The sequence below is a fragment of the Streptomyces sp. NPDC016469 genome (genome assembly GCF_040632905.1).
In the GTDB taxonomy this organism is placed as follows: Bacteria; Actinomycetota; Actinomycetes; order Streptomycetales; family Streptomycetaceae; genus Streptomyces.
In genome coordinates this window covers 139,901-160,156 of sequence record NZ_JBEYCQ010000001.1, presented here as the reverse complement: position 1 = coordinate 160,156, position 20,256 = coordinate 139,901, and the positions used below count along the sequence as shown (strand labels likewise).

19 protein-coding genes are annotated in these 20,256 nt (G+C 70.6%); 8 read left to right on the top strand and 11 right to left on the bottom strand.

Annotated features, from left to right (window positions below; translation table 11 throughout):
• Window positions 1-215 precede the first annotated feature (215 nt).
• A complete protein-coding gene (locus ABZ565_RS00745) occupies window positions 216-1,007 on the top strand; it encodes a TerD family protein (RefSeq protein ID WP_361018595.1) in 792 nt (263 codons plus the stop codon).
• Here ABZ565_RS00745 and ABZ565_RS00740 read toward each other — a convergent pair.
• From ABZ565_RS00740 to ABZ565_RS00715, 6 genes are all read right to left on the bottom strand, one after another.
• Complete coding sequence (locus ABZ565_RS00740; protein ID WP_361018592.1) at window positions 1,004-1,738, bottom strand: Tellurium resistance; 735 nt, start codon at window positions 1,736-1,738, stop codon at window positions 1,004-1,006. The genes ABZ565_RS00745 and ABZ565_RS00740 overlap by 4 nt on opposite strands.
• Window positions 1,739-1,893: 155 nt before the next feature.
• Entirely contained in the window at window positions 1,894-3,021 is a 1,128-nt protein-coding gene (locus ABZ565_RS00735; protein ID WP_361018589.1) for a DUF475 domain-containing protein, read from the bottom strand.
• A 70-nt stretch (window positions 3,022-3,091) separates the two neighbouring features.
• Window positions 3,092-3,667, bottom strand: coding sequence for a TerD family protein (locus tag ABZ565_RS00730; RefSeq protein WP_164643397.1), 576 nt, complete (start codon window positions 3,665-3,667; stop codon window positions 3,092-3,094).
• A gap of 158 nt (window positions 3,668-3,825) precedes the next feature.
• Window positions 3,826-4,401, bottom strand: coding sequence for a TerD family protein (locus tag ABZ565_RS00725; protein WP_164402590.1), 576 nt, complete (start codon window positions 4,399-4,401; stop codon window positions 3,826-3,828).
• A gap of 149 nt (window positions 4,402-4,550) precedes the next feature.
• Complete coding sequence (locus ABZ565_RS00720; protein WP_328900033.1) at window positions 4,551-5,009, bottom strand: peroxiredoxin; 459 nt, start codon at window positions 5,007-5,009, stop codon at window positions 4,551-4,553.
• A gap of 213 nt (window positions 5,010-5,222) precedes the next feature.
• On the bottom strand, window positions 5,223-5,660 hold the full coding sequence (locus ABZ565_RS00715) for a DUF3052 domain-containing protein (protein WP_361018585.1): 438 nt from the start codon (window positions 5,658-5,660) through the stop codon (window positions 5,223-5,225).
• 540 nt (window positions 5,661-6,200) lie between these two features.
• Here ABZ565_RS00715 and aceE point away from each other — a divergent pair.
• Window positions 6,201-8,942 (top strand): pyruvate dehydrogenase (acetyl-transferring), homodimeric type, encoded by a 2,742-nt coding sequence (gene aceE / locus ABZ565_RS00710; protein WP_361018582.1) that lies wholly within the window; start codon window positions 6,201-6,203, stop codon window positions 8,940-8,942.
• Between the two features lie 80 nt (window positions 8,943-9,022).
• Here aceE and ABZ565_RS00705 read toward each other — a convergent pair whose 3' ends face one another.
• The gene (locus ABZ565_RS00705; protein WP_361018579.1) at window positions 9,023-9,406 is read right to left on the bottom strand and encodes a peptidase inhibitor family I36 protein; all 384 of its coding nucleotides are present in this window, start codon (window positions 9,404-9,406) and stop codon (window positions 9,023-9,025) included.
• Between the two features lie 294 nt (window positions 9,407-9,700).
• Here ABZ565_RS00705 and ABZ565_RS00700 point away from each other — a divergent pair, with 294 nt between their 5' ends.
• From ABZ565_RS00700 to ABZ565_RS00680, 5 genes are all read left to right on the top strand, one after another.
• Complete coding sequence (locus ABZ565_RS00700; protein WP_361018576.1) at window positions 9,701-10,912, top strand: alpha/beta hydrolase; 1,212 nt, start codon at window positions 9,701-9,703, stop codon at window positions 10,910-10,912.
• 87 nt (window positions 10,913-10,999) lie between these two features.
• Complete coding sequence (locus ABZ565_RS00695; RefSeq protein ID WP_361018573.1) at window positions 11,000-11,938, top strand: DUF4429 domain-containing protein; 939 nt, start codon at window positions 11,000-11,002, stop codon at window positions 11,936-11,938.
• A 12-nt stretch (window positions 11,939-11,950) separates the two neighbouring features.
• Window positions 11,951-13,180, top strand: coding sequence for a sensor histidine kinase (locus ABZ565_RS00690; RefSeq protein ID WP_361018570.1), 1,230 nt, complete (start codon window positions 11,951-11,953; stop codon window positions 13,178-13,180).
• Between the two features lie 13 nt (window positions 13,181-13,193).
• Window positions 13,194-13,877, top strand: a complete 684-nt coding sequence (locus ABZ565_RS00685; RefSeq protein ID WP_361018567.1) for a response regulator transcription factor — start codon at window positions 13,194-13,196, stop codon at window positions 13,875-13,877.
• Window positions 13,878-14,026: 149 nt separating this feature from the next.
• A complete protein-coding gene (locus ABZ565_RS00680) occupies window positions 14,027-15,112 on the top strand; it encodes an alpha/beta hydrolase (RefSeq protein ID WP_361018564.1) in 1,086 nt (361 codons plus the stop codon).
• On the opposite strand, the gene ABZ565_RS00675 is transcribed toward ABZ565_RS00680, so the two are convergent.
• The 3 genes from ABZ565_RS00675 to ABZ565_RS00665 are packed head-to-tail and all read right to left on the bottom strand — an operon-like array spanning window position 15,109 to window position 17,077.
• Window positions 15,109-15,555: a VOC family protein gene (locus ABZ565_RS00675; protein ID WP_361018561.1), complete on the bottom strand. Its 447-nt coding sequence runs from the start codon at window positions 15,553-15,555 to the stop codon at window positions 15,109-15,111. The genes ABZ565_RS00680 and ABZ565_RS00675 overlap by 4 nt on opposite strands.
• A 44-nt stretch (window positions 15,556-15,599) precedes the next feature.
• Entirely contained in the window at window positions 15,600-16,616 is a 1,017-nt protein-coding gene (locus ABZ565_RS00670; protein WP_361018558.1) for an aldo/keto reductase, read from the bottom strand.
• Window positions 16,616-17,077: a MerR family transcriptional regulator gene (locus ABZ565_RS00665; RefSeq protein WP_361018555.1), complete on the bottom strand. Its 462-nt coding sequence runs from the start codon at window positions 17,075-17,077 to the stop codon at window positions 16,616-16,618. Before ABZ565_RS00665 ends, ABZ565_RS00670 begins: the two co-directional genes overlap by 1 nt.
• Window positions 17,078-17,168: 91 nt before the next feature.
• Here ABZ565_RS00665 and ABZ565_RS00660 point away from each other — a divergent pair, with 91 nt between their 5' ends.
• Window positions 17,169-17,984, top strand: coding sequence for a serine hydrolase domain-containing protein (locus ABZ565_RS00660; RefSeq protein WP_361018552.1), 816 nt, complete (start codon window positions 17,169-17,171; stop codon window positions 17,982-17,984).
• 27 nt (window positions 17,985-18,011) lie between these two features.
• On the opposite strand, the gene ABZ565_RS00655 is transcribed toward ABZ565_RS00660, so the two are convergent.
• Window positions 18,012-20,102, bottom strand: a complete 2,091-nt coding sequence (locus ABZ565_RS00655; protein WP_361018549.1) for an alkaline phosphatase family protein — start codon at window positions 20,100-20,102, stop codon at window positions 18,012-18,014.
• Window positions 20,103-20,256: the final 154 nt, after the last annotated feature.

Below are 20,256 nucleotides of genomic sequence, written 5' to 3'. Positions count from 1 at the left end.
TCCCCCCGTACTCTCTGACCGATCGGACAACGTGTGGCCGGTAATAGTACGTACGAACGTGTGTCGACAGTTCCCAGTCGGGGTGAATTCCGGGTGTCATGACCGTTTCGCACGAATTTCAAAAGTGGCGGAGTGGGTGAATCCGCCTGACCCCCGGGACACGGGACCCGCCCCCACGTTGTCCGCACGGGCGGCCAGCAGGCAGGATGACCGGCATGACGCACGCGATGGTGAAAGGCTCGAACGTCCCTCTCGACGCCATGGCCGTACGGGCCGTGCTGCGCTGGACGCCGGGCGCCGGGGTGCCCGATGTGGACGCCTCGGCCCTGCTGCTGGGCGCCGGCGGGCGCGTGCGCTCGGACGAGGACTTCGTGTTCTACAACCAGCCGCGCCACCCCTCGGGCCTGGTGCGCAGGCTGCCCAAGCGCAGCCTGCCCGAGGGCCTGACGGACACCATCGAGGCCGACCTGAACGCGCTCGATCCTTCGGTCGACCAGGTCGTCATCGCCGCGTCCTCGGACGGGGCCGCCTTCGGAGCCGTACGCGATCTGCGCATCCTGATCCACGACGCGGCGGCGGCCGGCGGCGAACCGCTCGCCGTGTTCGACGTGCGCGCGGAGACCGGCGAGGAGACCGCGATCATCTGCGGTGAGCTGTACCGGCGCGGGGACGGCTGGAAGTTCCGGGCGGTCGGGCAGGGCTATCCGACGGGGCTCATCGGCCTCGCGACCGCGTTCGGCATCTCGGTGGACGAGGCGGAGCCCGAGCCCCAGCCGCCCGCACCGGCCCCCGTACCGGACTCGCAGGCGACCGTCCTGCACCAGCAGCCCTCGTACGGCTATCCGCAGCCCACCGCCGCCCCGGCGCCGCAACCCGCGTACGGCTATCCCCAGCCGGCCTCGGCGCAGCCCGCCTACGGCTATCCGCAGCCCGCTCCGGCGGCGGCGCCCGCTCCCGACCCGAATTTCGTGCTGCCTCCGCAGGGTCCGCAGTTCATACGGGCCTAGGTACGGGTCTTGTAGCCGCGACCCCACTGCATGCCGAAGCCGTACATCCGGTCCAGCTCGGACTGGAAGCCGTAGACGAACTTCACCTCGCGGCGCACGATCAGCTCGTCCTTGATGTTCTCCACCGTGAACACCGCGCAGGAGCGGGCCTGCGGGGCCCGCTCGTCCAGCTCGATCTCGATGCGCGGCCCGTTGCCCGGGTAGAGCGTCACCTTGGCGTGCGTGCGGTCGAATGCGGGCGTCTGGTCGTAGATGTAGACGAAGAACAGCAGCCGCTTGATGTGCTCGCGCTGGTCGAGGTTGACGTAGAGCGTCTCGCCGGAGGGGGCGCCGAAGCGGTCGTCGCCGCTGAGCCTGATGTAGGGCGGCCCGTTCAGATCGCCGAGCAGATTGCCCAGGGGCTGCACCACGCCCCGGGTGCCGTCCGCCAGCTCGTACATGCAGCCGAGGTCCAGGTCGACGTTGACCATCCCCTGGGTGTGCGCCTGGACGGCCTCAGGCTGGAAGAGCTTGAAGGGGCGCAGCAGCCGCCCGCTCTGCCGGGAGCGGCCCCCGATGTCCGAGGTGCGCATGCGCCAGGAGAGGTTGACGCGGAGGTTGCCGCTCAGCGCGCCCTGCTTGGTCAGCGAGACCGTGGCGTGCCGCCGGGTGAGCACGATGGAGTTGGTGGCCGCGTTGCCCGACTCGAACTGTGACTCCCGCCCCGGCCACAGGCTGTTCCAGAACGCCATCCCCGACCCCGCCCCTCTCGGTCCCTCACCCGTCGCACGCGGCGCATACGACGCACGCACCACTGCGGGGCGGCTCCGGGCCGCCTCCGGGTGTGTCCCGGAGCCGTTGCCGTACGAGCCGCCCCGCAGAGAGCGTTCCCTCAATTCCTACCGGGTCACACCCCGGCGGTCACTTCACTGTTGCCCTCTTCGGCCTCCAGCGCCTTGTTGCGGCGGACCGAGGACCAGAAGGACCAGGCGATCAGGACGACGCCGACGAGACCGGTGATGATCTCGTTGATCTCGTACTGGATCGTGACGAGCAGGATGACGGCCAGCGCGCCGATCGCGTAGTGCGCGCCGTGCTCCAGGTAGACGTAGTCGTCCAGGGTGCCCTGGCGGACCAGGTAGACCGTGAGCGAACGGACGTACATGGCGCCGATGCCGAGGCCGAGCGCCATGAGCACGATCTCGTTGGTGATGGCGAAGGCGCCGATCACGCCGTCGAACGAGAAGGACGCGTCGAGGACTTCCAGGTAGAGGAACATGAAGAAGGCGGCCTTGCCGGAGAGGGCGGCCGCGGAGATCTTCTTGCCGCTCCGCTTGGCCTCTTCCTCCTCCTCGTGCTCGCGCTCCTCCTCCTCTTCGAGTTTGTCCTCGAAGTAGCCGGAGAGCCCGCCGACGATGAGATACGTGATCAGACCCGCGATACCGGAGAGCAGGACGGTCTCCGCCTTGTCCACATGTCCGCCGCCGTGCTGGTGGGCGTGGGTGGCGACGGTCATCGCGGAGATCAGCAGGACGATGAGCGCGATGCAGACCGACAGCATGTCGACCTTGCCCAGCTTGGCCAGCGGGCGCTCCAGCCAGCGGAGCCACTGGATGTCACGGTCCTCGAAGATGAAGTCGAGGAAGATCATGAGCAGGAACATGCCACCGAAGGCGGCGATCGCCGGGTGGGCGTCAGTGACCAGTTCCTTGTAGCGGTCCGGGTCGTTGAACGAGAGATCGATGGCATCGATCGGATTCAGGCTCGCGGTAATGGCCACGATCACGACGGGGAAGACCAGCCGCATACCGAAGACCGCGATCAGCACGCCGACCGTGAGGAAGATCTTCTGCCAGAAGGCGGACATCTTCTTCAGGATTCCGGCGTTGACCACCGCGTTGTCGAACGAGAGCGAGATCTCCAGGACGGAAAGGATCGCCACAACGCCGAACGCCTCCCACCCCCCGTAGAAGAACGCGGCCACGAGGCCGATCACGGTGATCGCGAACGACCACCCGAAGGTTTTCAGAAGCACTGGCTACCCCATCATGTATGTAACGGGTCTCCCCCGATGTGCACGGGGCTCCCCCGCGCCGTGCGCGGCTTTACGAAACGTTGACCCCGAAGTCTAGAGCGATGCCCCGGAGCCCCGATGCGTACCCCTGACCAACTGCACGGAACTTCCACTCGCCGTTGTAGCGGTAGAGCTCGCCGAAGATCATCGCGGTCTCCGTGGAGGCGTCCTCGGTGAGGTCGTAACGCGCGAGTTCCTGGCCGTCGGCCTGATTGACGACGCGGATGAAGGCGTTACTGACCTGGCCGAAGGTCTGACCGCGATTGTCGGCCTCGTGAATGGAGACCGGAAAGACGATCTTGTCGCAGTGGGCCGGCACCTGCGTGAGGTTCACGATGATCGACTCGTCGTCGCCGTCACCCTCACCGGTGAGGTTGTCACCGGTGTGCTCGACGGAGCCGTCGGGGCTCGTGAGGTTGTTGTAGAACACGAACCACTCGTCACCGAGGACCCGGCCCGACTGGCACAGCAGCGCGCTGGCGTCCAGGTCGAAGTCGGCCCCCGTCGTGGATCGTGCGTCCCAGCCGAGCCCGACCAGCACCTGGGTGAGATTGGGTGCGGCCTTGGAGAGGGAGACATTGCCTCCCTTGGCGAGCGTGACGCCCATGGTGTGTCCTCCCCGAGTCTATGAACCGTCTTTGTACCGGACGGAGCCGCCGGCCGAACCCGTGCGGCCGGAAGAACTGTCCGTCGAGCGCGTCCGGCGCCGCACGTGGTGCGGCGCCGGACGGAAATGCTGGTGCCGGGGCCGGGGCCCCGGGCAGGTCAGACGTTGACGCCGAAGTCCTGCGCGATGCCGCGCAGACCGGAGGCGTAGCCCTGGCCGATGGCCCGGAACTTCCACTCCGCGCCGTTGCGGTACAGCTCGCCGAAGACCATGGCGGTCTCGGTCGAGGCGTCCTCGGACAGGTCGTAGCGCGCGAGCTCGCTGTTGTCGGCCTGGTTGACAACGCGGATGTACGCGTTGCGGACCTGGCCGAAGCTCTGCTGGCGGCTCTCGGCCTCGTAGATCGAGACCGGGAAGACGATCTTGTCGACGTCGGCCGGGACCGTGGCCAGGTTGACGTTGATGACCTCGTCGTCGCCCTCGCCCTCACCGGTGAGGTTGTCACCGGTGTGCTCGACGGAGCCGTCGGGGCTCTTGAGGTTGTTGAAGAAGACGAAGTTGCCGTCGTTGGCGACCTTGCCCTCGGCGTTCGTCAGCAGAGCACTGGCGTCGAGGTCGAAGTCCCCGCCGGTGGTGGTACGGGCGTCCCAGCCGAGACCCACGATGACCGCGGTCAGGTTGGGCGCGGCCTTGGTCAGCGAGACGTTGCCGCCCTTGCTGAGGCTGACTCCCACGAGTCCTCCCATTGGTTTCTTGGGGGCCGGCCGGTGCCGGCGCCTCCACGTCGTGTTGACATCCGATCAACGAGTGGATCCTAGTGACCGGTTCCCGGCCGAAACAGGCTTTCCGCCCCGGTTCGGCCCGCGATCCTCCCGAAGCCGGATCAGAGGGTGCCGAGCGCCTTGATGTAGTCGTTGAGGTCGCGCGCGTCGGGCAGGCCGTTGACGACCGTCCAGCGCACCACGCCCTCCTTGTCGATGATGAAGGTGCCGCGCACCGCGCAGCCCTTCTCCTCGTCGAAGACGCCGTAGGCCCGCGAGGTCTCGCCGTGCGGCCAGAAGTCGGAGAGCAGCGGGTACTCCAGACCCTCCTGCTCGGCGAAGACGCGCAGGGTGTGGATCGAGTCGTTGGACACGGCCAGCAGCTGCGTGTCGTCGTTCTCGAACGTGGGCAGCTCGTCGCGGAGCGCGCACAGCTCGCCCGTGCAGACGCCGGTGAAGGCGAACGGGTAGAACAGCAGCACCACGTTCTTCTCGCCCCGGAAATCGGAGAGCTTCACGGTCCGGCCGTGGTTGTCCTTCAGCTCGAAATCCGGGGCCTGGGTGCCGACCTCGATCGCCATGAAAACGCGTCCCTTCGCTACGTCACCGGGCTGGGCTGTCCGGGTGACCCCCACCCTACGCAGACCCCCCGGGCGCCCGTGCGGCGCCCGGGAAAGCTTCCCGCGAACGCGCGGATCAAGCCAGTGGGTAACCGGGACACGGATGTGCGAGGCGGATGTACGAAGGCCCCCGCCGGCGTGATGCCTGTCGGGGGCCTTCAGGGGTTGGTGGGGTCAGCGCTTGGCCTTGGCCGCTTTGGGCGTGACGAGACGGCTTCCCGACCAGTCCTTGCCCGCGCTGACGCTCTTGGTCTGGGCGAGCCCTGCGGTCTGGGCGGCCTCGTTGATGTCGCTCGGCTCGACGTATCCGTCGCGGCCGGTCTTGGGCGTCATCAGCCAGACCACGCCGCCGTCCTCGAGCAGACCAATGGCATCCACCAGCGCGTCCGTAAGGTCGCCGTCCTCGTCGCGGAACCACAGCAGGACGACATCGGCGATGTCGTCGTACTCCTCGTCGACGAGGTCCTGGCCGGTAATGGCCTCAATGCCCTCACGGAGCTCCAGCTCGACGTCGTCGTCGTAGCCGATCTCCTGGACCACCTGTCCGGGCTCGAACCCCAGGCGTGCCGCCGGGTTGGTCCGCTCCTCCGCGTGGTCCGCGGTCGCGCTCACGGGTTGCCTCCTGATCATGTTTCGGAAAATGCTTCAGCCACGCGCGTGCGCGGGGCGCTGGCCGTAGTCCACACGGGAGCGGCGGATCGCGCAAGTACCCAGCGTACGAGACCGCCTAAACGGTGACGTTTCCTGTCACGTCGCCGTTCTTCAGGCAGCCCCCCGCAAGGGCCCGCGTCCTCCTCCACTCCTGTTCGCGTCCTACGTCCTTGGACAGCTTATGCCGTTTCGGTCCGGCATTCGGAGCCGAGCAGCTTTTGGGAACACTTGCACCCCTTGGGCGTATGGTTGCGTTCCGTCCCCTGTCATCCTGCCTGCCCCGTCCTGTCCGAGGCCGTCTGCCTGCACCGATACCCACTCGGCGGCCGTCCATCCACCCCGGCGGGACCGGGCCGGGGACGCGTTCGCGGTTACCTCTCGGTAGAGATGACGTACGCGTTTCGGCGGTACACGATGGGTTGGCGTACACGTACCTCATGTCCGGGGGCAGGACTCCCGTAACAGGCCCCGAAGCGCAGCACCGAACAGCGAAGGAACAGCGTGGCTTCCGGATCCGATCGCAACCCGATCATCATTGGCGGCCTTCCGAGTCAGGTCCCGGATTTTGATCCCGAAGAGACCCAGGAATGGCTCGACTCCCTCGACGCCGCCGTCGACGAGCGAGGCCGTGAGCGGGCCCGCTATCTCATGCTCCGGCTCATCGAGCGAGCGCGCGAGAAGCGCGTCGCCGTGCCGGAGATGCGCAGCACGGACTACGTCAACACGATCGCCACGAAGGACGAGCCGTTCTTCCCCGGCGACGAGGAGATCGAGCGCAAGATCCTCAACGCGACCCGCTGGAACGCGGCCGTGATGGTCTCGCGCGCCCAGCGTCCGGGGATCGGCGTGGGCGGTCACATCGCCACGTTCGCCTCCTCGGCCTCGTTGTACGACGTCGGCTTCAACCACTTCTTCCGGGGCAAGGACGACGGTCTGGGCGGCGACCAGATCTTCTTCCAGGGGCACGCCTCGCCCGGGATCTACGCCCGCGCCTTCCTGCTGGACCGGCTGAGCGAGGCGCAGCTGGACGCGTTCCGCCAGGAGAAGTCGAAGGCGCCGAACGGGCTGTCCAGCTATCCGCACCCGCGGCTGATGCCGGACTTCTGGGAGTTCCCGACGGTGTCGATGGGCCTCGGCCCGCTCGGCGCGATCTACCAGGCGCGGATGAACCGCTACATGGAGGCGCGCGGCCTCGCCGACACGTCGAACTCGCATGTGTGGGCGTATCTCGGTGACGGCGAGATGGACGAGCCGGAGTCGCTCGGCCAGCTGTCCATCGCCGCGCGCGAGGGCCTGGACAACCTGACGTTCGTCGTCAACTGCAACCTCCAGCGCCTCGACGGCCCGGTGCGCGGCAACGGCAAGGTCATCCAGGAGCTGGAGTCCCAGTTCCGGGGCGCCGGGTGGAACGTGATCAAGCTGGTCTGGGACCGGTCCTGGGACCCGCTGCTGGCGCAGGACCGCACGGGCATCCTGGTCAACAAGCTGAACACGACGCCGGACGGGCAGTTCCAGACGTACGCGACGGAGACCGGCGCGTACATCCGGGAGCACTTCTTCGGGGACGACCCGAGGCTGCGCGAGATGGTCAAGGACATGACCGACCAGCAGATCCTGCACCTGGGGCGCGGCGGTCACGACCACCGCAAGGTGTACGCGGCCTATGCGGCGGCCAAGGCCCACAAGGGCCAGCCGACGGTGATCCTGGCGCAGACGGTCAAGGGCTGGACCCTCGGGCCGAACTTCGAGGGGCGCAACGCGACCCACCAGATGAAGAAGCTCACCGCCGAGGACCTGAAGCGGTTCCGGGACCGGCTGCACATCCCGATCGCCGACAAGGAGCTGGAGGACGGCAACCCGCCGTACTACCACCCGGGCCGCGACTCGGAGGAGATCCAGTACATGCACGACCGCCGCAAGGGCCTGGGCGGTTACGTCCCGACCCGGGTGGTGCGCGCGAAGCCGCTGCCGCTGCCGGCGGACAAGACGTACGCGGCCGCGAAGAAGGGCTCGGGTCAGCAGTCGATCGCCACCACCATGGCCTTCGTCCGCATCCTGAAGGACCTCATGCGGGACAAGGAGATCGGCAAGCGCTTCGTGCTGATCGCGCCCGACGAGTACCGCACGTTCGGCATGGACGCCTTCTTCCCGAGCGCGAAGATCTACAACCCGCTCGGGCAGCAGTACGAGTCGGTGGACCGTGATCTGCTGCTCGCGTACAAGGAGTCGCCGACCGGGCAGATGCTGCACGACGGCATCTCGGAAGCGGGCTGCACGGCCTCGCTGGTCGCCGCGGGCTCGGCCTACGCGACGCACGGCGAGCCGCTGATCCCGGTGTACGTCTTCTACTCGATGTTCGGATTCCAGCGCACCGGTGACCAGTTCTGGCAGATGGCGGACCAGCTGGCCCGCGGCTTCGTGCTGGGCGCGACCGCCGGCCGGACGACGCTGACCGGCGAGGGGCTCCAGCACGCCGACGGGCACTCGCAGCTGCTGGCGTCGACCAACCCGGCCTGTGTGGCCTACGACCCGGCGTTCGGGTACGAGATCGCGCACATCGTGCAGGACGGTCTGCGCCGGATGTACGGCGGGACCCCCGAGGAGAACGAGGACGTCTTCTACTACCTCACCGTCTACAACGAGCCGATCCAGCACCCGGCGGAGCCCGCCGATGTCGACGTCGAGGGCATTCTGAAGGGCGTCTACCGCTACAGCGCCGGGGAGAAGGGTGAGATCCCGGCCCAGATCCTGGCGTCCGGCGTGGCGGTGCCGTGGGCGGTCGAGGCGCAGCGCATCCTCGCCGACGAGTGGAACGTGAGGGCGGACGTCTGGTCGGCCACCTCCTGGAACGAGCTGCGGCGCGAGGCCGTGGACGTGGAGCGGTACAACCTGCTGCACCCGGAGGAGGAGCAGCGCGTGCCGTACGTGACGCGCAAGCTGTCCGGGGCGCAGGGGCCGTTCGTGGCGGTGTCGGACTGGATGCGGTCCGTGCCGGACCAGATCGCCCGCTGGGTGCCCGGTGCGTACCAGTCGCTGGGCGCTGACGGCTTCGGGTTCGCGGACACGCGGGGCGCGGCGCGGCGGTACTTCCACATCGACGCGCAGTCGATCGTGCTCGCGGTGCTCACGGAGCTGGCGAAGGACGGGAAGGTCGACCGGTCGGCGCTGAAGACGGCGGTCGACCGCTACGAGCTGCTGGACGTGGCCTCGGCCGATCCGGGGGCCGCGGGCGGCGACGCGTAACGCGGGCGCGGAGACCGGCCCGGTGCGGGGCGGTGGGACCCGGGAGGGGTGCCGCCGCCCCGCGGTGCGTCCAGAGCCGGTCAGTTTTCCCACACCTTGAAGGCGCGCACCTGGTACGGCGAGCGCGGCAGCCAGGTGCCGCCCCCCGGGTACGTCTCGAACTCGCCGGTTTCCGCGCACTCTTCGGACTGGTAGGTGGTGACGGGCCGGCCGGTGCGGTTGGCGAGGGACTGGGCGGTGGTGCCCGGTTTCAGCGGGACGCAGCTCTCGATGTCGATGGTGGACAGCTCATGGGTCTGCCGGGCGCCCGTGAAGTCGGGCTTCGCCCAGAGGCACAGCTGCCCGCTCCCGCAGTCCCCGAGGGAGACGGGCGCGGCGGCCTTCGGGGGCGCGGTGGCCCCGGAGGGTGCGGACAGGAGCAGGGCGGTGACGGCCAGGACGGCTGCGGCAACGGTCGTACGCATGTGAGTGGAACCCCCGTGTGATGGAACTGCCGTGACGGAACTGCTGATGCGGGGCGTCCACCGATGTGGATCTCCCGGCACCCACCCTGCGCCGTTACGGAGAGTAATCGGAAGGGCTGGAGGTCGAGTCCACCCTGAAAGGTGACAGCCCCCACACGGTTGACACGAAAGGCGCGGAGCGTGGCGCAAGGCCGTACGCAGGGTGAGGCGATCGCCGTGTCCTTCCGCACAGTCGGGTGATGTAGGTCACCCTGCCCCCGAACCGGCTCCGCCCGTCTCCTAGGGTGGTCCGGAGTGACTTCCTTCGACTCCTCTCCCACGCTCACCGCCTGGCGCGCCCTGCTCGCCGTCGCGGTCGTTTTCGTGATGCTCGCGACGACCGGCTGGACCGCCGTGCACCACCAGCGCTCCGGCGACTCCCGCGCGCTCGCGCTGGCCGCCTGGGCCAAGGGGTCGATAGCGGGACAGCCGCTGCCGGACACCGACACCCCGTCGTACAAGCTGGCGCACTTCTTCGCCACGCTGACACCGGCGCAGCGCGCACACCTCGCCGACAGATATCCGCTCGTCGTGGGGAACCTCAACGGCGCCCCGGCCGCCACCCGTTACCGCGCGAACCGGCGGGCGATCGGACAGGCGAGCGCGGTCGAACGCGCACGCGTCCACGACACAAGACTCTCCGCGTCCGGTCGTGCCGAGGCCCAGCACCGCCTGGACCGCTTCCGCTCGATGCTCGCCCGGGACCGGCACTTCCTGGCGTTCGACCCGTCGGGGCGCGGGCTCGCCGCCGAGGTCTTCGGCGACCTGGACCGGGCCCGGCGCATCTCGCTCGTCGTGCCCGGCGTCGACACGAATCTGCTGACGCTGGAACGCACCGGCGCCAAGACCAACGCCGCGCCCGTCGGCATGGCCAAGTCGCTGTACGCCGCCGAGCGCGCCGCGAGCCCCGAGGTGCGCACCGCCGTCATCGCCTGGGCCGACTACACCACGCCCGTCGGCATCGGCATGGACGCCGCCCTCGGCAACCTCGCCGAGCGCGGGGCGGTCCGGCTCGACGCGCTCGTCCGCGCCCTCCCGGGACCGGCGCCCGTCTCGCTGTTCTGCCACAGCTACGGCTCCGTCCTGTGCGGGGTCGCCGCGAGCAGGCTGCCCGGCCGGGTCGAGGACATCGCCGTGGCCGGCAGTCCGGGCATGCGGGCCGACAACGCCGGACAGCTGCACACCCGGGCGCACGTGTGGGCGATGCGGGACAGCGGCGACTGGATCGAGGACGTGCCGAACCTGGAGTTCGGCGGCCTCGGGCACGGTGCCGATCCGGTGGACCACGGCTTCGGCGCCCGGGTCGTCTCGGCGGACGGCGCGGTCGGCCACAGCGGTTACTTCGAGCCGGGCACCGAGAGCCTGGGCAACTTCGCCGCGATCGGAGTTGGCGCATACACATCGGTGACCTGCGCACCGGCCGACAGCACCTGCAACGACGGGGTGTACGCCGACTCGACAGCCTGACGCGCGTAGAGACACCGCGTCCGGCCTCCGGAAGCGGTCGACTCCGAGAGGGGACGGGGCGGGCAAGTGCCGCATACGATGAGGCGCATGGGTGATGTGCTGGCCGGAATTCATGCCACCTGGGAGTTCGACGCCGACTCCGTGCTCATCCGCTACGAACGGGGTATCCGCACGCCGAGACTCCTCCAGAGCCTCCGTGAGCGCCGCGTCCCGCACGCGGCGCTGTCGTCGGTGACGCTGACCCCGGGCAGGCGGGGCACGGTGGTGCTGCGTGCCGTCCCGCGCCCTGGTGCCGACCCGCTCCTCGAAGCCGCCGCCGGCCAGCTGAAGGACGGCTGCGACCCGTACCGGCTGGTGCTCCCCGCCGCCCGCGAGACCCTTGCCGAGTACTACGCGGACGAACTGCGGGCCTGCCTCGGCGCGGACGCGGGCGAGCCCGCCGACCGTTTCCTGGTCGCCGCCCCCGAGGCCCCGATGCAGTTCAAGGCGTACGACGGGCGGGCCGGCTTCGACGGTGAGCGGATCTCGTTCCGCTGGTTCTGGACGGGCGCCTCGTCGGAGAAGTGGAAGGCCGGCGACCAGACGTTCCCGGTCACGGATCTGTGCGGGGTCGAGTGGCGCTCGCCGGAAGGCCTGGAGGGTTATCTGCGGCTGCTGCCCAAGGGCTCGGACGCCGTGGTCCCCGCGTCCGGAGGGCTCACCGCTCCCGCGGCGGGCGGTACGGCCACCGGCGTCCAGCCGGTGATACCCAGGCCCGCCCGGGCCGACCAGGACCCCGCGGCGGTGATCTTCGGGCTCGGCTACGGCCCGGTCCACGAGTCGCTGCCCTTCGCGGCGGCCGTCCTCGAATCCGTACGCAGGAAGCAGTCCGCGCCCCCGGCCCCCGCTCCCCTCGGCGCCGCCGCCCGGCGTGATCCGGCCGACATCGCGGAGCGCATCCACCACCTCGGGGAGCTGCACCGGGCGGGCCTGGTGACCGACGAGGAGTTCAGCGCCAAGAAGGCGCAGCTTCTGGCCGAGCTGTAGCCGCCGCCCGAGATGACCGAGCCGATACCCGCTTCCCCTCCCGCGCACACCGGCGATGCCCGGCGGTGGACGCGCTTACTGCCGCAGGCCGCCGCCGTGGTCCTGACGGTGCTCTTCCTCCCGGTCACCCTGGCCAATCTCCTCGATCAGTACGGGCTCGGCGGCGCGGCCGCCACCACCCTCGCCGTCACCCAGGCCGGGCCCCTGCTTCTGATGGCGCACCGGCCCCTGTGGGCCTGGTGGATCGTCTTCCCGGCCGACATCGCGGGCGCGCTGGTGCTCCTGGGACAGCCGGCCCGCGAGTACGACGTGTGGCCGTGGCCGCCCGCGCCGCTCGTCGCCTACCTCTTCCTGCTCCTCGCCCTGGCCCTGCGCAGGTCGCGGCCGGTTCTCGTCGCCGTCTGGCTGGCGACCGGGGCGGCGAGCCTCATCCTCCATCTGGTCCGCGCTGACCGCAGCGACGGCACCGCGCTGCTCCTCCCCCTGGGCGCGGCGGTGGTGCTGGTGATCGGCGCTGCGGTACGGGAACGGCGCGTCGCGCAGCGCCGGCTGGCCGAGCAGGAGACCGTCAGCGAGGCGGAGCGCGCCCGGCGGACGCTGCTGGAGGAGCGGGCCAGGATCGCCCGGGAGCTGCACGACGTGGTCGCCCACCACATGTCCGTGATCACCGTCCAGGCGGACTCCGCGCCCTACCGGCTGCCGGAGCTGTCGGACGAGGCGCGCGAGGAGTTCGGGACGATCGCCGCGAGCGCGCGGGAGTCGCTGGCCGAGATGCGGCGGCTGCTCGTGGTGCTGCGCGGTGACGGTGCGGAGGGCGAGCGGACCCCGCAGCCGGGGATCGACCGCTTGCAGCAGTTGGTGGAGGCGACGGTGCGGGCGGGGCTCCCTGCCGAACTGTCGTTGGCCGCCGATCCGGGTGACGTACCGCCGGCCGTCGACCTGTCCGCGTACCGGATCGTGCAGGAGGCGCTGGCAAACGTGGTCCGGCACGCGCCGGGTGCCCGGACCCGGGTCTCGGTAGCCTCGGACGGCGGGCAGTTGACGGTGCTGGTCGTCAACGGCCCGCCGGGTCGGCCGGTTCCGCCGCTGGAGACCGCGGGAACGGGCCACGGTCTGGTCGGGATGCGGGAGCGCGTACGGTTGACGGGCGGCTCACTGGACGCCGGGCCGCTGCCGGACGGGGGGTTCCGGGTCGCCGCGCGGCTGCCGCTGTCCCCGGCCGGACCCGACGACGCCCCCTGAGTCCGGAGGAACCGTGACCATCCGTGTGATCATCGTCGACGACCAGGCCATGGTGCGGGCGGGGTTCGCGGCCCTGTTGGCCGCGCAGGCGGACATCGACGTGGTCGGTGAGGCGCCGGACGGGCGCCAGGGCGTCGAGGTCAGCCGCCGGGTCCACCCGGACGTGGTCCTGATGGACGTCCGGATGCCCGAGATGGACGGTCTCGCGGCGGCCCGCGCGCTCCTCGACCCGCCTCCGGGCGTGGTCCATGTGCCCAGGGTGCTGATGCTGACCACGTTCGACGTGGACGACTACGTGTACGAGGCGCTGCGGGCCGGGGCGTCCGGCTTCCTGCTGAAGGACGCGCCCCCGGCGGACCTGATCGCGGCGGTCCGGGTGGTGGCGGCGGGTGACGCGCTGCTCGCACCCTCCGTGACACGCCGTCTGATCGCCGATTTCGCGAAGCAGGGGCCTTCGGTGTCGGCCCGGGGCGGGGCGACGCTGCGGCTCAACGGGCTGACGCCGCGCGAGACGGAGGTCCTGGAGCTCATCGCGCGCGGCCTGTCGAACCAGGAGATCGCCGGGAAGCTGGTGCTCGCCGAGCAGACGGTGAAGACACACATCGGGCGCGTCCTGGCGAAGCTGTCCCTGCGCGACCGGGCGCAGGCGGTGATCTTCGCGTACGAGGCGGGGCTCGTCGTCCCCGGCTCCGCCTGACGCACCCGCCACACCCCCTACCCGGGTATCACACGGCAGTTGGCCCCCCGGTGTGACGCCCGCGCGCCCACCGCGTTCCTACCTTCCTCCCGTCGCGCCGAACGGCGTGCGGGGACCGGCCGGTCGGCCGGAGAGGGAGGGCGGGGAGGATGCGGCGTTACGCGAGGACCCTGGTCGCGGCCGCGCTGGCGGTCACCGTGGTGTCGGGGACGGCGGGCTGGGTGTCGGGCAACGCCCAGCAGGCGGTCACGGGCCCGCCGCCGGGCACGGCCTCCTGGCGGGCCGACCACACACTGGGCCGCGAACTGCCGGACCCGGAGCGGGACTCGCCCGCCGAAGCGGCCCGGTTCTTCGCGGGGTTGGACGGGGCCCGGCAACAGGTCCTGGCCGCACGGCACCCGTTGGTCGTCGGCAACCTCGACGGCGCCCCCGTCGGACTGCGCTACCGGGCCAACGCCCTTGCTCTGCGCACCTCGCACGACCCCCGTTACGCCCACCTCGCCGAGGACCCGGCCCGCCGCTTCCTGGCGTTCGACCCGCGCGGCCGGGGCCAGGTCGCGGAAGTCTTCGGCGACCTGGCGACCGCCCGGCGAGTGTCCGTGGTGGTGCCCGGGTCCGACATCGACGCCGGCACGTTCGACCGTACGACCGATGTGTACGGCACCCCGGCCGGCATGGCCAGGTCGCTGTACGCCCGTACGGGGCCGGGCACCGCCGTGATCGCCTGGGCCGGGTACACCACACCGGTGGGCCTCGGGCTCGACGCGGCGCGGGGGACGCTGGCGGAGGCCGGTTCCGCCCGGCTGACCCGGTTCACGGACGGGCTGGCAGCCGCCGGGGTGCCCGTCACCACGGTGTTCTGCCACAGCTACGGCTCGGTCGTCTGCGGCCTGGCCGCGCACCGGCTGCGCGTCGCCGACCTCGTGGTCCTCGGCTCGCCCGGGATGCGCGCGAACAGCGTGGCCGGTCTGCGCACCGGGGCGCGGGTGTGGGCGGCGAAGGACCCCGGCGACTGGATCGACAAGGTCCCGCACGTCGAGTTCGCCGGGCTCGGCCACGGCCCGGACCCCGCGTCGCCGGGGTTCGGCGCCCGCCGCGTGCCGGCCGACGACGCGGAGGGACACACGGGCTACTTCGCCCCGGGGACCCGGTCGCTACGGGCCTTCGCGGCGATCGCCGAGGGCGCGGGCGCGGACGCCCCCTTCGCGGCGATCGCCGAGGGCGCGGGCGCCTAGCCGTTCCCGCCCAGCTCCTCCGCCAGACCGACGATGACGCCGTCCGGGCCGCGCAGGTAGCAGAGCAGGTAGCTGTTCTCGAACCGGGCGATGGAGCCGACGAGTTCGCCGCCGAACGAGCGCAGCCGGGCGACGGTGTCCTCGATGTCGTCCACGGCGAACATGACGCGGTGCGTGCCGAGCACGTTGTGCGGCCGGTCGCGCGGGGCGTCGATCGGCGCGGGGCTGAGGTACTTCGCCAGCTCCAGCCGGCTGTGCCCGTCCGGGGTCCGGAGCATGGCGATCTCGCAGTGGGTGCCGTCCAGCCCGGTGCACTGCTCGGCGAAACCGCCCTGGACCTCGCCCTTGCCCTCCAGCTCCATGCCGAGTTCCCGGAAGAACGCGATGGCGGCGTCCAGGTCCTCGACGACGATGCCGACGTTGTCCATCCGCTTGATCGCCATGCTTGCCTCCTCTGTCGCTTCCTCGTGCGGAGGCTACCCGCCGGCTACTCGCGCGCGAGCGAGGTCAGGCTCATGTCCTGGTAGCGGTCGCCCGCGACCTGTCCGGCGATCGGTTCGAGGAGGGCCAGCTCGTCGTCGGTGAGCGCGATGCGGGTCGCGCCCACGTTCTCCAGGAGGCGGTGGCTCTTGCGGGTGCCGGGGATCGGGACGACGGTGACGCCGTGGACCTGGGCGCGCTGCTGGACCCAGGCGAGCGCGACCTGCCCGGCAGTCGCCCCGTGGGCGGCGGCGATCTTGTGGACGGGCTCCAGGAGCGCCGTGTTGGTCTTCGCGTTCTCGCCGGTCATGCGGGGCTGCGAGGCGCGGAAGTCGCCCGGGGCCAGCTCCTTGCCCGCGTCCGCGAAGGACCCGGTGAGGAAGCCCCGGCCCAGCGGCGAGTACGGCACGACCGTGACGCCCAGCTCGGCGGCGGCGGCGAGCGCGCTGCGCTCCACGTCCCGGCTGAAGAGGGACCACTCGGACTGGAGGGCGGCGATCGGGTGCACGGCGTGCGCCTCGCGCAGTTCGGCGCCGGTGACCTCGCTGAGCCCGAGCTGCTTGACCTTGCCCTCCCGGACCAGCTCGGCCATGGCGCCGACGGACTCCGCGAACGGTACGGCGGGGTCGTGGCGGTGCATGTAGTAGAGGTCGATCACGTCGGTGTTCAGGCGGCGCAGGCTGGCCTCGACGGCCTTGCGGATGTACGCGGGGCTGTTGTTGACACCGCGGTAATCGGGGTCGTCGTCGCGCCGCTCGATGCCGAACTTGGTGGCCAGGGTGATCTCGTCGCGGTGCGCCCCGACGAACGGCGCGAGGAAGGTCTCGTTGGCGCCGCTGCCGTAGATGTCGGCGGTGTCGAAGAGGGTGACGCCCGCCGCCAGCGCCGTTTCCAGCGTCTCGCGGGCCGAAACCTCGTCGGTGTCGCCGTAGAACTCGCTGATGCCCATGCAGCCGAGGCCCTGGACCCCGATCCGGGGGCCGCCCCGGCCGAGTTCGACGGTGGCGATCTTGTTGTCAGTCATCAGGCACTGGGCCCTTCCGGCGCCCCACGGGCGCCCGCATAGAAGTCGATCTTGTAGTCCAGTACGGCCAGGGTGTCCTGGAGCTCCGCGATCCGCGTCCTCACGTCGCGGCGGGTCGCCTCCAGGAGTTCCTGCCGCTCCTCGAAGGTGTGGTCGCCCTCGCGTATGAGCTCGGCGTACCGGACCATGTGCGCGACCGGCATTCCGGTCAGCCGCAGCTTGGTGACGAAGGCGAGCCAGTCGAGGTCCCGGTTGCTGAAGCGCCGCTGGCCGGTGTGCGACCGGTCGACGTGCGGCATGAGCCCGATCCGCTCGTACCAGCGCAGGGTGTGGGCGGTCAGCCCGGTGAACGCGGCGACCTCGCTGATCGTGTAGCGGTCCTGCCCGTCGGGGCGCGGGTGCGCCGAGGGGGCGGAGGCGCAGATATCGGTCCGGGTCGAAGTGGTCTCCATCACCGTCATGCCTCCACGCTATGACGTTGGAGTGCACTCGAAGCAAGCAGGACCGGGTGCGGTTTCCGACGGGCGGGACCTGGAATCTACTCTCGTACGCATGCAGAGCCTGGCGATGATCGAGAACTGGCCCGTCCCCACCGCCGCGGCGGCCGTCGTACGAGCGGACGGCACGGTCGCCGGTACGCACGGCCCGACCGCGCACCGCTTCCCGCTCGCCTCCGTCACCAAACCGATCGCGGCCTACGCGGCGCTGGTGGCGTACGAGGAGGGCGCCGTGGAGCTGGACGAACCGGCGGGCCCCGAGGGCTCGACCGTGCGCCACCTCCTCGCCCACACCAGCGGCCTCGCGTTCGACGAGCACCGGGTGATGGCCCCGCCCGGCAACCGGCGCCTCTACTCCAACGCGGGCTTCGAGGTGCTGGGCGACCACATCGCGAAGGCCACCGGCATCCCGTTCCCGGAATACGTTCGACAGGCGGTCCTGGAACCGCTCGGGATGACCGCGACCACCCTGGACGGCTCCCCCGCCAAGGACGGCGTCTCCACGGTCGACGACCTCGCGCGCTTCGCCGCCGAGGTGCAGGCCCCCCGCCTCCTCGACCCGCGCACCGTGCTCGCCGCGCAGACCGTCGTCCACCCGGGCCTGAAGGGCGTCCTCCCCGGCTACGGCCACCAGAACCCCAACGACTGGGGCCTCGGCTTCGAGATCCGCGACTCCAAGTCCCCGCACTGGACCGGCGCCTCCTCCTCCCCCGCAACCTTCGGCCACTTCGGGCAGTCGGGCACGTTCCTCTGGGTCGACCCGGCGGCGGGCGCGGCCTGTGTCGCGCTCACCGACCGGGCCTTCGGCCCGTGGGCGGTCGAGGTGTGGCCGCCGTTCACCGACGCGGTACTGGCGGAGCTGGCGGGCTGACCGGGGCGCCGGGGCCCGCCGCTGCGGTCAGCGGTCGCTCACCGTCGCCACCCGGCCCGCGTACCGCTGGGTCCAGCCGGTGCCGGTGTCGGCGGTGAGCACCACGTCGTAGTAGCCGTGCTCGGTGGGCCAGTCCACGACCGCGGAGTGGCCGCCGGGGACGGTGACCTTGCGGGTGCCGCCCGCGTAGTCGTTGGCCTCCAGGGTGTACCGGACCGGGTGGCGGCCGTCGTTGTGCAGCCCCAGGCGGACCACCGGCCGCCTGCCCCGGACCAGCCGCGCCTCGACGCGCGGCAGGCCGATGTGGCGGGTGCTCGCGTCCTCGGGGACGACCTGCCCGGCGAAGGAGCGCAGGAACCCGTCGGGGCCGTACACCGAGAAGGCGTACCGGCCGTCGGTGGCGGCCGTGTCCCAGGTGTACGAGCGCGGGGTCGCCGCGCTCACCGTGTGCGGGATGTTCTCGAACGGGAGGTACCGGTCGGGGAAGACCTGGAGGCTCACCGCCTTGCCCTCCGGACCGCCGGTCAGCGTCATGGCGGCGGTCACCGTGCCGGCGGCCCGGTCCTCGGTGAGCACGGCGTGCGGGTGGAAGGAGAGGCCGCGCGGCTCCATCCGGTCGCGGGGCGGCCTCGGCGGGGTGCCGGTGACCGGGTCGGCGATGACGACCGGGCCGGGGCGCGGGTGCGCGAAGTCGATCGCGCTGGTCAGGTCTCCGGCGATGGAGCGGCGCCACGGGGTGATGTTCGGGCAGGTGAACGGCTTGCCCAGGTGCGCGGCCCAGGTCTCCAGGAACTTCACGGTCGAGGTGTGGTCGAACACCTCCGAGGCGACGTAGCCGCCGCGCGTCCACGGTGAGACGAGGAGCATCGGGACGCGGGGCCCGAAGCCGTAAGGGGTGGTGCCGGAGAACTCGCCGGGGGTGCCCGCCTCCGGGCGCGGCGGCAGGACGTGGTCGAACTTCCCGTCGTTCTCGTCGTACGTGATGATCACGAGGGTGTGGTTCCAGATGTCCTCGTTGCTCTGGAGGGTCTTCAGCACCTTGTTCATGTACCGCTCGCCGTGCACCGTGTCGAAGCCCGGGTGCTCACTCCACGCGGCGGGCATGACCACCCAGGACACCTCGGGAAGCGGGTGTTCGGCGCCCGGCTCGCAGGCGGCGATCAGGTCGCGCAGGACGGCGTCCAGGTTGGCCTCGGAGTCGTCGTTGGGGGTGGTGGCGCCCGCGTAGACGAAGGAGTTGGCCTTCCAGACCTTGCCGGTGCCCGGTTCGAGCTCGGCCGGGTCGGCGCTGCGGGGGTCGAAGGCGGCGAAGCTGTTGGTGACGTTGCAGCCGTACTCGCCGACATAGCCGCTCTGGAGGCTCTTGCCGACGCCGTTGCCGCTGTTGTCGGAGTAGACCCGCCAGTCGATGCCCGCCTGCTGGAGCTGTTCGGGGACGGTGGTCCAGCGGCGGGTGTAGTTGTTCTGTCCGGCGTTGCTGGTCTCGCCGCCCGCCGTGCCGCTCATCAGGTAGTAGCGGTTGGGGATCGTGGGCCCGTGCAGCGAGCAGAAGTTCATGTCGCAGACGGTGTACTGCGAGGCGAGCGAGTACATCCACGGCATGTAGTCGGGCGTGTAGTACCACATGCAGTGGTCGCCCTTGTCCTGCACCCAGGTGTCCCAGCGCCCGCCGTTGGCACCGTAGAAGTTGTGCTTGTCGCTCCAGGTGGCGGTGGAGACGGCGGGCGTCACGATGGCACCGGTGGCGTCGCGCTGCTGGAAGACGGTGGTGCCGTCCTGGAACGTCAGGACCTGCTTGTCGTCATGGCCGCGCACTCCCTTCAACTGGCCGAGGTAGTGGTCGAAGGAACGGTTCTCCTGCATAAGGATCACCACGTGCTTCAGGTCGGAGATATCGCCCTTGAAGCCTCTGGGCAAGCGGTATTCGGCCGCCTCGGCCTGCGCACCGCCGACCGCGTCGGCCACCGGTCCCGCGGCCAGGGCGCCGAGGGAGACGGCGGCCGTCTGCAGCATCCGGCGGCGGCTGATGCGCAGGTCGTTGGTGAGTTCGCCGGTGTCATCGGCTTCGGCGGGAGCGTCGGTGTCCGGGCAGGGGATCTCGCTGATCTGAAGGGTCATCGGGGCACCTCTGGGGGGAGAGTCGTTCACAAGGGGAGGGACGTCTGCGCGCCTGCGAAAACTAGGCCGCCGGTGCGAACGGCGGGCGAACCGTGGACGTATTCCTGAGGCACCGGCAGATTTCCATGGCCCCGGCACGCAGTCGAGATCCCGC